The organism is Hymenobacter lucidus (assembly GCF_020447265.1).
In the GTDB taxonomy this organism is placed as follows: domain Bacteria; phylum Bacteroidota; class Bacteroidia; order Cytophagales; family Hymenobacteraceae; genus Hymenobacter; species Hymenobacter lucidus.
In genome coordinates, this window is record NZ_JAJADR010000004.1 from 510,934 (window position 1) to 523,613 (window position 12,680).

The 12,680-nt window shown below is 58.0% G+C and carries 13 protein-coding genes and 1 tRNA gene; 8 read left to right on the plus strand and 6 right to left on the minus strand.

Annotated elements, in window-relative coordinates; all coding sequences use genetic code 11:
* Positions 1-11: 11 nt before the first annotated feature.
* From LGH74_RS16185 to LGH74_RS16205, 5 genes are all read left to right on the plus strand, one after another.
* A complete protein-coding gene (locus LGH74_RS16185; protein WP_226177249.1) occupies positions 12-515 on the plus strand; it encodes a DUF2199 domain-containing protein in 504 nt (167 codons plus the stop codon).
* A 184-nt stretch (positions 516-699) separates the two neighbouring features.
* Positions 700-1,206, plus strand: coding sequence for a hypothetical protein (locus LGH74_RS16190; protein WP_226177251.1), 507 nt, complete (start codon positions 700-702; stop codon positions 1,204-1,206).
* A 193-nt stretch (positions 1,207-1,399) separates the two neighbouring features.
* Complete coding sequence (locus LGH74_RS16195) at positions 1,400-1,837, plus strand: hypothetical protein (protein ID WP_226177253.1); 438 nt, start codon at positions 1,400-1,402, stop codon at positions 1,835-1,837.
* Positions 1,838-1,914: 77 nt separating this feature from the next.
* The gene (locus LGH74_RS16200; protein ID WP_226177255.1) at positions 1,915-2,325 is read left to right on the plus strand and encodes an STAS/SEC14 domain-containing protein; all 411 of its coding nucleotides are present in this window, start codon (positions 1,915-1,917) and stop codon (positions 2,323-2,325) included.
* Positions 2,326-2,445: 120 nt separating this feature from the next.
* Positions 2,446-3,807, plus strand: coding sequence for a dipeptidase (locus LGH74_RS16205; protein ID WP_226177257.1), 1,362 nt, complete (start codon positions 2,446-2,448; stop codon positions 3,805-3,807).
* Between the two features lie 87 nt (positions 3,808-3,894).
* Here LGH74_RS16205 and LGH74_RS16210 read toward each other — a convergent pair whose 3' ends face one another.
* The 4 genes from LGH74_RS16210 to LGH74_RS16225 form a co-directional block, all read right to left on the minus strand.
* Positions 3,895-4,506 carry a porin family protein gene (locus tag LGH74_RS16210; protein ID WP_226177260.1) on the minus strand — a complete coding sequence of 204 codons (612 nt, stop codon included), beginning with the start codon at positions 4,504-4,506 and terminating at the stop codon, positions 3,895-3,897.
* A gap of 476 nt (positions 4,507-4,982) precedes the next feature.
* Entirely contained in the window at positions 4,983-5,675 is a 693-nt protein-coding gene (locus LGH74_RS16215; RefSeq protein ID WP_226177262.1) for a porin family protein, read from the minus strand.
* Positions 5,676-5,819: 144 nt separating this feature from the next.
* On the minus strand, positions 5,820-6,434 hold the full coding sequence (locus tag LGH74_RS16220) for a porin family protein (protein WP_226177264.1): 615 nt from the start codon (positions 6,432-6,434) through the stop codon (positions 5,820-5,822).
* A gap of 153 nt (positions 6,435-6,587) precedes the next feature.
* Positions 6,588-7,328, minus strand: coding sequence for a porin family protein (locus LGH74_RS16225; RefSeq protein ID WP_226177265.1), 741 nt, complete (start codon positions 7,326-7,328; stop codon positions 6,588-6,590).
* A 271-nt stretch (positions 7,329-7,599) separates the two neighbouring features.
* Here LGH74_RS16225 and LGH74_RS16230 point away from each other — a divergent pair, with 271 nt between their 5' ends.
* Positions 7,600-8,709, plus strand: coding sequence for an acyloxyacyl hydrolase (locus tag LGH74_RS16230; protein WP_226177267.1), 1,110 nt, complete (start codon positions 7,600-7,602; stop codon positions 8,707-8,709).
* Between the two features lie 184 nt (positions 8,710-8,893).
* Positions 8,894-9,601 (plus strand): DUF2306 domain-containing protein, encoded by a 708-nt coding sequence (locus tag LGH74_RS16235; RefSeq protein ID WP_226177268.1) that lies wholly within the window; start codon positions 8,894-8,896, stop codon positions 9,599-9,601.
* Positions 9,602-9,608: 7 nt separating this feature from the next.
* Here LGH74_RS16235 and LGH74_RS16240 read toward each other — a convergent pair whose 3' ends face one another.
* The gene (locus LGH74_RS16240) at positions 9,609-10,643 is read right to left on the minus strand and encodes a quinone-dependent dihydroorotate dehydrogenase (protein WP_226177269.1); all 1,035 of its coding nucleotides are present in this window, start codon (positions 10,641-10,643) and stop codon (positions 9,609-9,611) included.
* 233 nt (positions 10,644-10,876) lie between these two features.
* Between LGH74_RS16240 and LGH74_RS16245 the strand changes: the two genes are divergently transcribed.
* A tRNA-Lys gene (locus LGH74_RS16245) sits at positions 10,877-10,952 on the plus strand.
* Between the two features lie 118 nt (positions 10,953-11,070).
* Here LGH74_RS16245 and LGH74_RS16250 read toward each other — a convergent pair.
* Complete coding sequence (locus LGH74_RS16250; protein ID WP_226177270.1) at positions 11,071-12,609, minus strand: YifB family Mg chelatase-like AAA ATPase; 1,539 nt, start codon at positions 12,607-12,609, stop codon at positions 11,071-11,073.
* Positions 12,610-12,680 lie beyond the last annotated feature (71 nt).

Consider the following 12,680-nt stretch of genomic DNA (forward strand, 5'->3'; position numbering starts at 1 on the left):
TTTAAAGTCCTATGAGCTACCTATGCGCCTGCTGCGGCCAACTACACGAGGGCCTGCCAGATGTTGGTTTTGCTAAACCCGATCCGTACTTCACCATACCGCAAGCAGAGCGGGAAGAGCGAATTGAATTGACAACCGATACCTGCGTCATCAACAACGAAGAATTCTTTATCCGCGGGCTTATTGAGCTACCCGTGCACGGACAGGAAACCACGTTTGGGTTAGGGGTGTGGGTAAGTCAGAAAGACGAAAATTTCGAAACCTACAGGCGAAATCCGGACACCGCCGATATTGGGCCCTATTTTGGTTGGCTCTGTAGTGATATACCAGCTTTTGGCTCAACGTCAAGCTTAAAAACCATGGTGCATTTTCAAGGCAATGGCTTACGCCCTTGGATAGAGTTGGAGCCTACTGATCATCCTCCTCTGGCAGTGGCACAGCGAGACGGTATCAGCTTGGAGCGGGCCTGGGAAATTGTGCACGAATACATAAAGCCAGAAGATTTATCTGTCTGAACAAAACGCCCCGTCGCCGTCGCTGGCCCAAGTCCCAACCGCTTCTGCCCATTTGCCCCCGCAGTCGCTCGGCTATGCCGAGTGACCCTTACGCCGGAGCGGCTCTGCCGCGAACGTCCCGCGCCGTAAGGTTATTCTGGCAGCGCTGCCTCAATTTGCTGCCGACACGGCTGCCTTCGGCACCATGGAACCCGATACCGTGCTGATGCAGGAGGGAGCCGCCGTGACGGAAGAAAAAGATGCTATAGTGAAGGCCCTGGAAACCAGTATCCAGCAGGTGATGGGCGTTATTAGCCTGAAAGATGACGCCCGCTCGGCCCGCTACAAGCGCTTTGGCGTGGCCGACATAACGGGCGTGAGTGAGCCCAAGCTGCACCTAGCCGCTACCATGCTCGTGAAGCAGGGCCGCAAGTACCTCGATGAGTACAAAACCGAGGGCCTCACGGCGGCCATGCTCGATGAGGTAGCCCGCAACAACGAGGAATTTGTAGAAGGCCTCACTGAGCGCAAGGAGGCCGAAAATACCCGCAGCGGCGCTACCCGGGCGCGCCTGCTGTTTGCCAACGGCCTCTACCGGCAGCTGGTGCAGCTCTGCGCCGCCGGCGACTCTCTCTGGAAGCTGACCGACGCCACCAAGGCCCATGAGTACGTGGTAGACGCCGCAGCGGCTCCGGCCGCCCCGGCCGCATAGCTCTCCTAAGCAGCCCCACGCCCCGGTGGCCACAGAGCCGCCGGGGCGTGGGGCTGCCTGCGGGTGTGGGTGCGCGCTAGGCTGCGCCACACCCGCGCCGGTGCGGCGTGGGCGGGCTATGCTCCCGAGCATTTGCCAGCTATTTTCAAACCGCAGTCCGGCTTGGCAGGTTAGGAGCCGTAGTTGTCTTACCTTGCCTCTAATATCTGATACCACCCTGCTGGCGGAGTCCTACGGCTCGATGCTGTTGGCCCCGGAAGTGCCCTGTATGGTTGTGCAATGGCACGGCTTTGCCAACCGTCAGCAGTTCCAGTCGCTGATGGACCGGGGGCTGACCCTGTACGAGCAGGAGGTGCAGCGCACCCGGCTCCTGGGCTGGCTGGCCGATACGCGGCTGGTGGGTGCTACTACCCCCGCCATTCAGCAGTGGCTGGCCCACGACTGGAACCCCCGGGCCTACGCCGCCGGTATCCGGCACTGTAGCTTCGTGTCGCCGGAAAGCGTCTTTGGTCAGATTTCGGTGCAGCAATACACCACCCAGACCGAAGAGGCCACCAGCTACTACATCGAGCCGGCGCATCACCATACCCTGGCTGAGGCCAAACGCTGGCTGCGGCAGGTGTTGCGCTAAGGGCACCCCAACCGGTGGATTATTCCTTTTTTCTTGTTTTGCCGGCCTGCGGGCTGGTTTTAGTTGCCTATATGTACATGAAACAAGAACTGCGAAGCTCCCTGGGGCGGCCCTACCTTACTATCGATACCGACATGACCAACCGCTGGGTGTTGGTAGAGTGGGCGGGCTACCTCACGGCCGAGAGCATCAAGGCCGGAGCCCAGGCCTACATCGATGCCGTGGCGGCGTCGGGGCTGCGCTGCGTGCTGAATGATACGCGCAAGGTAATTGGCCCCTGGGACCATTCGATGGACTGGATTCTGAACGAGTGGGCGCCCAACGCTACGGCCGCCGGCATCCGTCATTTCGCCATGGTTTCGGTGCCCGACTCGATGGCCGATGCCTCGGCGGCTTCGTTCTACGCCCAGCTCAAGGGCTTTGAGGTGCGGATTTTCGGCAACGACGACGACGCCAAAGCGTGGCTGCGTACTACCTGTGGCAAGTAAGCGTAGCACCAGCAAAACAGATTCCTTCCCCGGCACAGGCCGGGAACTTGCCACCGCAGCGCTAGTTACTACTGGTTCGTTAGCTACTTTTACGGCTACACTTCCCAAACCCCATCCTGCATGGCTTCCTACCTCGAAAGCAACCAAGAACGTTTCCTGAGCGAGCTGCTCGACTGGCTGCGCATCCCTTCCGTTTCGGCCGATCCTAAGTTTCACGGCGACGTGCTCAAGGCTGCCGAATACCTCAAGACCCGCCTCGAAGAAGTGGGCATCGAAAACGTGGAGTTGTGCCAGACGGCTGGCAACCCCATCGTGTACGGCGAGAAAATCATTGACCCCAGCCTGCCCACGGTGCTCGTGTATGGCCACTACGACGTGCAGCCCGCCGACCCCTACGAGCTTTGGACTTCCCCGCCCTTCGAGCCTGTTATTAAAGACGGCAAAATTTACGCCCGCGGTGCCTGCGACGACAAAGGCCAGGTGTACATGCACGTAAAGGCCTTCGAGGTGATGATGCAGGAAGGGGGCGTGCCCTGCAACGTGAAAGTGATGATTGAGGGCGAAGAGGAAATTGGGTCCAACAACTTGGGCATCTTCGTGCGCGAAAACAAGGAAAAGCTCAAGGCCGACGTCATCCTGATTTCTGACACCGGCATGATTGCCAACGACGTGCCCAGCATTGAGGTGGGCCTGCGCGGCCTGAGCTACCACGAGGTAGAAGTGACGGGTCCTAACCGCGACCTGCACTCGGGCCTCTACGGCGGCGCGGTGGCCAACCCCATCAACATCCTGTGCCAGATGATTGCCTCGCTGCACGACGAGAACAACCACATTACCATCCCCGGCTTCTACGATAACGTGGACGAGCTGAGCGCCGACGAGCGGGCCGAAATGGCCAAGGCTCCGCACTCCGACGACGAGTTCAAGCAAAGCATCGGCCTCACCGACATCCACGGCGAGAAGGGCTATAGCACCCTGGAGCGCGTCAGCATACGGCCCACGCTGGATGTCAACGGCATTTGGGGCGGCTACACCGGCGAGGGGGCCAAAACCGTTATTGCCTCCAAGGCCTACGCCAAAATCTCGATGCGCCTGGTGCCCCACCAGACTTCCGACGAAATCACGGCGCTGTTCCAGAAACACTTCGAAAGCATTGCCCCGGCCAGTGTAACGGTGAAGGTGAAGCCTCACCACGGCGGGGAGCCCGTGGTAACGCCCACCGACTCGGTAGCCTACAAAGCCGCCGCCGATGCCATGGAAACCACCTTTGGCAAGCGCCCCATTCCTACCCGCGGTGGCGGCTCCATCCCGATTGTGGCCATGTTCAAGTCGGAGCTGGGCCTTGATACGGTGCTGTTGGGATTCGGCCTCGACTCCGACGCCATTCACTCGCCCAACGAGCACTACGGTGTCTTCAACTTCCTGAAAGGCATCGAAACCATTCCGCACTTCTACCGCAACTACGCGGCCGCAACGAAGTAAAAGTGCGGCGTACGCCCATAAAAAAAGCCCCACCGGAATATATTCCGGTGGGGCTTTTTTTATGGGCGTACGTATGCTGCGAACTGCTTATTTGCCGCTGAGCGAGTAGGCTACATACAGCTGAAATACTGAGTTACGGCCCTTGGTGCCGCCCAGCAGATCATCCTCGTTGAACAGATTGGTGAAGCTGCGGGTGTAGCGCAGGCCAGCCTGGAAACCGTTTTCCATCTGGTAGCCTACGCCGCCTACGTAGCTCAGGTCGAAGCTGCTCAACCCCAGGTCAGAAGCCTTGTTGGTGCTGAGTTCTTCATCATCAACCTTCAGGGTGTACTTGGTGTCAACCAGAATGCCGGCCTGCAAACCACCTTCGACGAAAATGTTGCTCTTTTTGTAGCGCAGCACCAGGGGCGTTTCGATATAGCCCAGGTGCAGGGTTTCCTTGGCACCACCCTCTTCGGCTTTAGAGCCTTTCACGGCGAAGGATACTTCCTGCTGCAACGACAAGGCACCATCGGCACTCAGCGGAGCATTCAGGAAAAACCCTGCGCTGTAGCCAGGACGATAATCCACATCAATGTTTTTGCCCTCAATACTAGAGTAGTTGAAGCCCGCTTTGACGCCGATAGAACCAACCGATTGTGCCGAAGCAGTGGCAGCAAGGCCGGCAAGCAGTAGGGCAGAGAGGAGAATTCTCTTCATGAGTAAGGAAACTTGAAAATAATGAATGGTGATGCGAAGGTACACGAAATCATACAAACTTGACGATGTCTGCCGGTACTATGTCGCTGTGCGTGGCAGAGTTGCTGCGGCAGCTTTCAACCAGGTAGTTGGGTAAGCGCATGACCTGGCTCTGCTTGAGGAAGCAGAAGGGGCAGTTGGGCTTCGAGACGGATAATGTTCTTATAGTTAGCCCTAAAGCCCTGGCTACAGTACCGGTGGAGCCTAGCTGGCCAGCAAGATTTCAACTCTGCCCCGGCTGAGCCACTTAGCCCAAAGGCAGCTTGCCGGCCCTGCCGCTGCCGGCGACAAACGCTCTGCTGCTTCTGGGGCGTTGCCCATAGTCGGTAAAAATCCTGTTTTTCACCACCTGACTACGACTGCAGGGGCAACAGGTGGGAAGAGAAAAAAAGCCCCGGCAGATGTCGGGGCTTTTGCACTGGTACAAAACAGGGGTGTTATTTATTCGGGAGCAGGTAGCCCAGCGACACCTGGAAGGCCGAGTTGCGGGCGTTTTTCAGGTCGCCGTCGAAGTACGAGCCGTCGTCGCTCTTGGCAAAGTCGCTGAAGGCGCCGGTGTAGCGCAGGTTCAGGCTCACGCCATTCTCAGCCTGGTAGCCGATGCCCGCCACGTAGCCCAGCTCGTTCCGATTGAGCTTACTCAGGTCTTTCTGGTCGTGGCTGGTGGCGGTGCTCGTGTTGCCGGTGAGGCCCGAGGTGGTCGTTACCTTGGTTTCGTCCTTCACGCTGAGCAGGTAGGAGTACTGTGGACCTGCTTCGAACACCAGGCCGCTGGCGTTTACTTTGAAGAGTACCGGCACGTCGAGGTAGTTGTAATTTACCTGTCCTTCACGCTTCTGGGTGGTGCCGAGCAGGTTTTTGTATTCGGTGGGCTTGTTTTCGAAGCCTTTCTGCGAGAACAGGATTTCGGGCTGCACCGACAGGAACCCGTCGCCGCTCAGGTCGGCGTTGAGCATTACGCCGCCCAGAAAGCCGATTTTGTTGTTGTAGGTATTTTCGTTCTGCACCTCGCCGGCCAGGTTGGAGTAGTTGGCCCCGGCCCGCAGGCCCAGCCGGACGCCCTGGGCCCGGGAAGCACTGATGGTAGCGACGGAGAGCAAAGAGGTTAAAGCAATGATGGTCTTTTTCATAGTGTGGGGAGAGAAAGAACGGAGAATGGAATGGTAGGAGCAAGGCGAAAAATATGCCAAAGTGCAAGTGCCCCCGAAAACCTATAAACGCAGAAAAGCCCCGTCCTAGTGCAGAACGGGGCTTTTTTTAGGCATTTAAAGAGGCTATTGGCCGCCGAACAGGTAACCGACCTGAAATTGGAATACCGAGTTTTTGGCCTTTGACTGCACGCCGGCTACTTCTTTCAGCACGTTGGTGAGGCCCCCGTTGTAGCGGATGCCCAGGCCCAGGCCGCTTTCCAGTTCGTAGCCTACGCCGACCACGTAGCCTGCATCGAAGCGGTTGTAGTCGTTCAGGGTGGAAGACTTCACTACCGGCCCGGTGCTGGTGGCTTCGTAGTTGCGGGCTACCAGGTAACCCACCTGCGGCCCGGCTTCGAAGATAAAGCCGTCAGCATTGATTTTAGCGAGAATGGGCAGGTCAACATAGTGCATGCGGTTGGTTATTTCCACGCCGCTGTCAGAGAACTTGCCGCCTTTCCCGGAATACAGGAGCTCGGGCTGAATAGAAAAGAACCCGTCGTCGGTGATAGGCGCATTCAGCATGACGCCGGCATTACCGTTTACCAGGTTTTCAACGCCTTTTTTTTCAGCATCTGTCAAGCCGGAATAATTGGACAGACTAACGCCACCCTTCACGCCGAAACGTACCTGAGCCTGCGCGGCAGTTGAGAAACCGACGGCAGCTAAGATGGACAACAGGACAGTGGTCTTTTTCATGAGAAAGGGAGTGTGGTGAACGGAAATGAAAGCGTATCCTGCAAATGGCCAGGATGTGCCCTCAAACGCAATTGAGCCGGCTAGGGTATAGCTGAATATAAAAAATCTGGCCGCCTCGGGAGAAGCGGCCAGACTATCAACAGGTTAAAAATGCTATTTGCCCAGTGGCAGCAAGTAGCCTACCTGCAGGGTAAAGGCATTATTGAAGGCTTTGGGCTCGTTGTCGGCGTCTTTCGTGTCAATCAGCGAGTTGAAGCCACGGGCATAGCGCAGTCCCAGGCTCAGGCCGCCTTCGGTTTGGTAGCCCAGGCCGGCTACGCCGCTGATGTCGAACTGCGCGAGGTCTGACTTACTGGCTTCGTCGCGTGAAACGCCGGTGTAGTCGAGGAAGCCGTTATTGTCTTCCACCTTATCCTTGGTGCCGTCGGTGTACTTGGTGGTGGTCTGCTGCTTCACTTTCGAACCAAACAGGTAGCTTACCTGCGGGCCCAACTCAAAGAACAGGCCGCCCGCGTTGATTTTTGCCAGCAGTGGCACATCCAGGTAGTGCAGTACGCGCTGCTGCTCGGTCTCAACCTTGGCGATGTTGCCGGTAACGTTTTTCTGGGTCGAGGTGATTTCGTAGCCCTTGCGGTTGTATAGCAGCTCGGGGGCGAAGGAGAAAAACCCGTCGTCGGTGATAGGTACGCTGGCGCTGATACCGGCATTGTAGCCGAACTTATAGTCGCCCAACTCGCTGCTGTAGCCGGTGCCGGTGAGTTGGGTAACGTTGTCGCCGGAAACGTTGGAGTAGGTGCCGCCCACTTTTACTCCGAGGCGGAAACCACCGGCATCCTGGGCAGAAGCGGCAGAAGCGGTAGCAAGGGCAAAGGCGAGAGCTGCGTATTTTTTCATGAGCGTAGGAGCAAAAAAGGAATGATGTGGGAAGAGATATTTGAGAGCAACAGCGTGCTCGAAAGATGATGGTATGCCCTTCTTACCGCAAAATCAGACGCAATTGTTGCGGATGAGTAAAGCTTTTCTTAAGAAGAAAGCCATTGGTAGCTAGCTGGTTTCCCGCAACTGGTAATAGGGTCAGGCTGTTGGATACAGCTCAATAAAGAAACGTTTCCGCGGCTGCTTGCCCCCCTTTAGCTACTTTTGGGAGCTTGGATTCTACTGCTTTATGATGATTCGCCTCGGTTTGCTCGTGACTATGCTGCTGGCAGCCACCGCCAGCCGGGCCCAGCTGCCTACCGCCCCCCACGACGCGCGTCCGCCCCTGATTTTGGGTCTATATGCGCAGGGTAGCTTTATTATTGCTCACACGCCCTCGGTGAAGCACTTGGCCGTGTCGCACCCCACGGGGCTGGAGCTGAACCTGCAGCGGCAGACCAATGGCTTGGAGCCCTGGCACGCTTGGTACAAGTACCCCAAAGTGGGCCTAGCCCTGGTATACTACGACTACCACAACCCGATATTGGGCAAGTCGTACGCGGCCACAGTCTACATCAACAAGCAGTTTTACCGCACGGCCCGGCAGGAGCTGAATTTTCGTATCGGCACCGGAATTGGCTTTTTCCCCACGCGCTTCGACCCGGAAACCAACCACCGCAACAACATCGTCAGCTCGCGGCTGAATGCCACGCTCCAAATGCGAATGGAATACGACGTGGCCGTTGCGCCCCAATACGGTCTGCTGCTGGGCGTGGGGCTCAACCACTATTCCAACGGCGCTACCACCAAGCCCAACTTCGGCATCAACCTGCCCACGGTATTTCTGGGGCTCAACTACCATCAGCAACGCCCTTTCCGGCCTCTGAGCACCGCCCCCACCGCCCGGCCCGACGACGTAGGCCGCAACTTCCTGGATTTTAGCACCAGCATCGGCTTCAAGCAGCGCAACGAGTCGGACCGGCGCAAGTACAGCGTGCAGTCGGTATCGGCGGTGGTAGGCCGGCGCATCAACCGCAAGAGCAACCTGCTGCTGGGCGCCGAGGGCTTCTACGACCGGTCGTTATTGGTGCAGCTGCGCGACACCTCCCGCTCGGGCGAACAGCTGCCCGACGTGAAGAAAGCCGGCGTATTCGTGGGCCACGAACTGTTGTTTGGCCGGTTGGCCTTCGTGTCGCACCTTGGTTTTTATGTCTACAATCCTTACAAGTCCAACAAGTTCTACTACGAGCGGCTGGGCCTGAAATACCACTTCACCGAGCAGCTCTGGGGGGCCGTCGACTTGAAGGTGCACCGCGGTGCCGCCGATGTGGTGGAGCTGAAAGTAGGCGTGAAGCTGTAGCGGTGAGATGGTGAATTTGTGACTTGTCGTCCGGTTGGGTTTGGTAGCGTCGAATGATGGTTCGGCATCTTTATTCGACGGTTGGGTAAGAGAAAATAGTGCGGTGGCCGGCCGGCTGCTTTCTTGCCGGAGCATTACCGGAGTTGCCACTGCACAACCTCACAATTTCACTAGTCCACCGCGCATGGAAACGTTTCTGCTCCTGAACCGCTGGCTGCATATTACAGCGGGTTTTATCGGCTTCTTCGTGGCGCCGGCGGCACTGTATGTGCGCAAGGGTGGCGCGGCCCACCGGCTGTGGGGCCGCATTTTCTTCTGGGCCATGGTAGTGGCCGGTACTACGGCCATTGTTTCGGCTTCCCTCCACGGCCTCACGTTCCTGCTGCTCACGGGCATTTTTAGCTTATATCTGGCTTGGTTTGGCTACCGCTCGGTGTATCATAAGCGCCTGAGCCGGGGAGAGGTGCGGCCCGCCCTAGTCGATTGGCTGGGTGTGGGCCTCGGCACGGCCGTTTTCGCCGGTACACTGTTGTATGGTCTGCTGCAAATCAAAACCAACCCCGTGCCGGTGGTTTTCGGCATCATAGGCCTGATGACGACCCTGCGCCAGGCCCGGGCTTTCCGGCAGCGGGGGCCGTGGACGGCAGGCCAGTGGCTGCTCAATCATATGTCGGGCTTTGTAGGCTCCTACATAGCGGCGGTATCGGCCTTTTCCGCTACCAGCCTCACGTTTATTCCCTTTCCGCTGAACTTCCTGTGGCCCACGCTGGTCATGGTTCCGCCCCTGATCTGGGTGCAGCGCCGTTACAAAAAGCAGTTTGCCGCTGGCCGCCACCCCGAAAAAGTAGTGGAAGTCCGGATTCAACCCGAGCTGGCCGGAGCCGTGCGGTAAGCGCCTGTTATTGCTTTGCCACCAGCGCTTGGTTGATGCGCTTCACCAGGGCCGGGCCTTCGTAGATAAACCCGGTGTAGAGCTGCACCAAGGCCGCGCCGGCCGCCAGCTTTTCCTGCGCATCGGCCGCCGAAGCAATACCACCAACGCCAATAATGGGCAGGGCCCCGTCGGAGTGGCGGTGTAGGTAGCGAATTACCTCGGTGGCCCGCTGCCGCAGGGGGCGGCCACTCAGCCCACCCGCTCCAATAGCCGCCAACTGCGCTGCCGAAGTCTGCAGATTGTCTCGCGCAATGGTCGTATTCGTGGCTACCAGCCCGCTGAGGTTGGTTTCCCGGGCAATGGTCAGGATGTCATCGAGCTGGCCGTCGGTAAGGTCGGGCGCTATTTTGAGCAGCAGCGGCTTGGGTTGGGCTTTGGCCTGGTTGGCTTCCTGCACCTGCTGCAACAGCCGAATCAGCGGCTCCTTTTCCTGGAGTTGCCGCAGATTCGGCGTGTTCGGCGAGCTGACGTTGACTACAAAATAGTCCACTGTATCGAAGAGTTCCTCAAAGCAGGCCACGTAGTCGGCGGCGGCCTGCTCGTTGGGCGTGTCCTTGTTCTTGCCGATGTTGCCGCCGATAATGATATCGGAGCGGCGCTGCCGGAGTCGCCGGGCCGCCGCCGCCGCGCCCTCGTTGTTGAAGCCCATGCGGTTTATCAGCGCCTCGTCGCCCGGAAGCCGAAACAGGCGCGGCGTGGGGTTGCCCGGCTGGGCTCGAGGCGTCACCGTGCCGATTTCCACAAAGCCAAACCCCAACGCTGCCAGCTCGTCGGTCAGCTCGGCATTCTTGTCGAAGCCTGCCGCCAAGCCCACCGGATTCCGGAATTTCAACCCGAAAACCTCCCGTTCCAGCCCCGGATGCGCGAAATCGTAGAGCCCCCGCAGCAGTGCCGCCGTGCCGGGCAGCCGGTAGCCCCGCTTCAGGTTGTCGAAAACAAAGTGGTGCGCCTGCTCCGCATCGAGCCGGAAAAGCAGGGGTTTGAGCAAGGCGTTGTACATGGCAGGCCGCAAGGTATACGGGCACAAAGCTCCCACTTATTTCGGTAGAATTTGGCCTCATTAAAGCCCTCGGCTGCTAAGTTTTTTACAGAAATTATCTAACTGATACTAAGCCTGCTATCCAGTAATTGGCGAAGTATTGCCAAACTCGTCCTGCAAAAGTTTGGACAATAGCCCTTATTCTGCCACTTTTGCAACCCCGAAACGCGAATCACGATTCGTCAACGGGTAACGATTCTGTAGCTCAGCTGGTAGAGCAGTACACTTTTAATGTACGGGTCCTGGGTTCGAATCCCAGCGGGATCACCAAAGCCCGGTCTGCAATCCGCAGGCCGGGCTTTTTTTATGTGGTAACGGTCTACACCTGCTCTTTCTGCGCCGTGGCAGGGCGATAAGTGCTGTCATAAGGTAAAACGGGGCGGCTGCTTTACCCAGCCCAGCCTTCCCGGTCGAGGCTGCGGTACTGAATAGCTTCAGCCAGATGCTCCAGCCGGATTTCTTCCGAGCCGCCCAGATCAGCAATGGTGCGGGCTACTTTCAGGATCCGGTCGTAGGCACGGGCGGAGAGGCCGAGGCGCTCCATAGCTGTCTTGAGCAGGCTGCGGCCCGCATCGTCAATCTGGCAAAGTTCCTTCACCATCTGGGACGGCATCATGGCGTTGGAGTGAATTTCAGGAAATTCCCCAAACCTCTTCGTCTGCACGGCTCGGGCGGTTTCTACCCGCTGCTGAATGTTCTCACTGGTTTCGGCCTTGCGCATTTCTGTCATCTGGTCGAAGGTTACGGGCGTCACTTCCACGTGTAGGTCAATACGGTCTAGGAGCGGACCGCTGACTTTGTTGAGGTAGCGCTGCACCACGCCGGGGCCGCACACACATTCTTTCTCCGGATGATTGTAATAGCCGCACGGGCACGGATTCATACTCGCTATAAGCATGAAGTTAGAGGGAAAGTCGATGCTGATCTTGGCCCGCGAAATCGTGACGCGGCGCTCCTCCAGCGGCTGACGCATCACTTCCAGCACCGTGCGCTTGAATTCCGGCAGTTCATCCAGAAACAGCACACCGTTGTGGGCCAGCGAGATTTCGCCTGGCTGCGGATTGCCGCCGCCGCCCACCAGCGCCACGTCGGAAATAGTGTGGTGCGGTGAGCGGAACGGCCGGGTAGTGAGCAGCGACGCATTGGCCCCGAGCTTGCCGGCCACCGAATGAATCTTGGTAGTTTCGAGGGCTTCCTGAATGGAAAGAGCTGGCAGAATACTGGGCAGGCGTTTGGCCAGCATGGTTTTGCCCGCGCCGGGCGGCCCGATCATAATAACGTTGTGGCCGCCAGCCGCTGCTATTTCCAGAGCCCGCTTGATGTTTTCCTGGCCCTGCACGTCGGCAAAGTCGGCGGCGTACTGGTTGGCCGTGTTCTGGAACACGCTGCGGGTATCGAGCTGCAGCGGCTCAATTTCCAGGCGACCCTCAAAAAAGTCGATGGCTTGCTGCATGTTTTCCACCGCAATAACGTCGAGGTTGTTCACGATGGCCGCTTCCTGGGCATTGGCACGGGGCAGAATAAAGCCCTTAAAGCCTTCCTTGCGGGCCTGAATGGCAATGGGCAGCACCCCACGAATCGGGCGCAGCTCACCGTCCAATGCCAGCTCACCCATGATGATGTACTCGCCGAGCCGCTCGGTAGTAAGCTGCTGGGAGGCGTGCAGAATGCCCAGCGCAATGGGCAAATCGTAGGCCGAGCCTTCCTTGCGAATGTCGGCCGGAGCCATATTCACTACAACTTTCGTGCGTGGCATGCGGTAGCCCCGCATTTTCAGGGCCGACTCCACCCGTTGCTGGCTTTCCTTGATGGCATTGTCGGGCAGCCCGACCACGTAGAAATTGGTGCCCTGGGATACGACTACTTCAATGGTAATGGTGTTGGCGTTGACGCCCTGCACGGCCGAGCCGTAGGTTTTAGTAAGCATTCTGGGGTAAGGATAAGTCGATAATGAATTCGGAGTCTAAAGATAGGAGAGTATAGCAGTACTTAGGTATA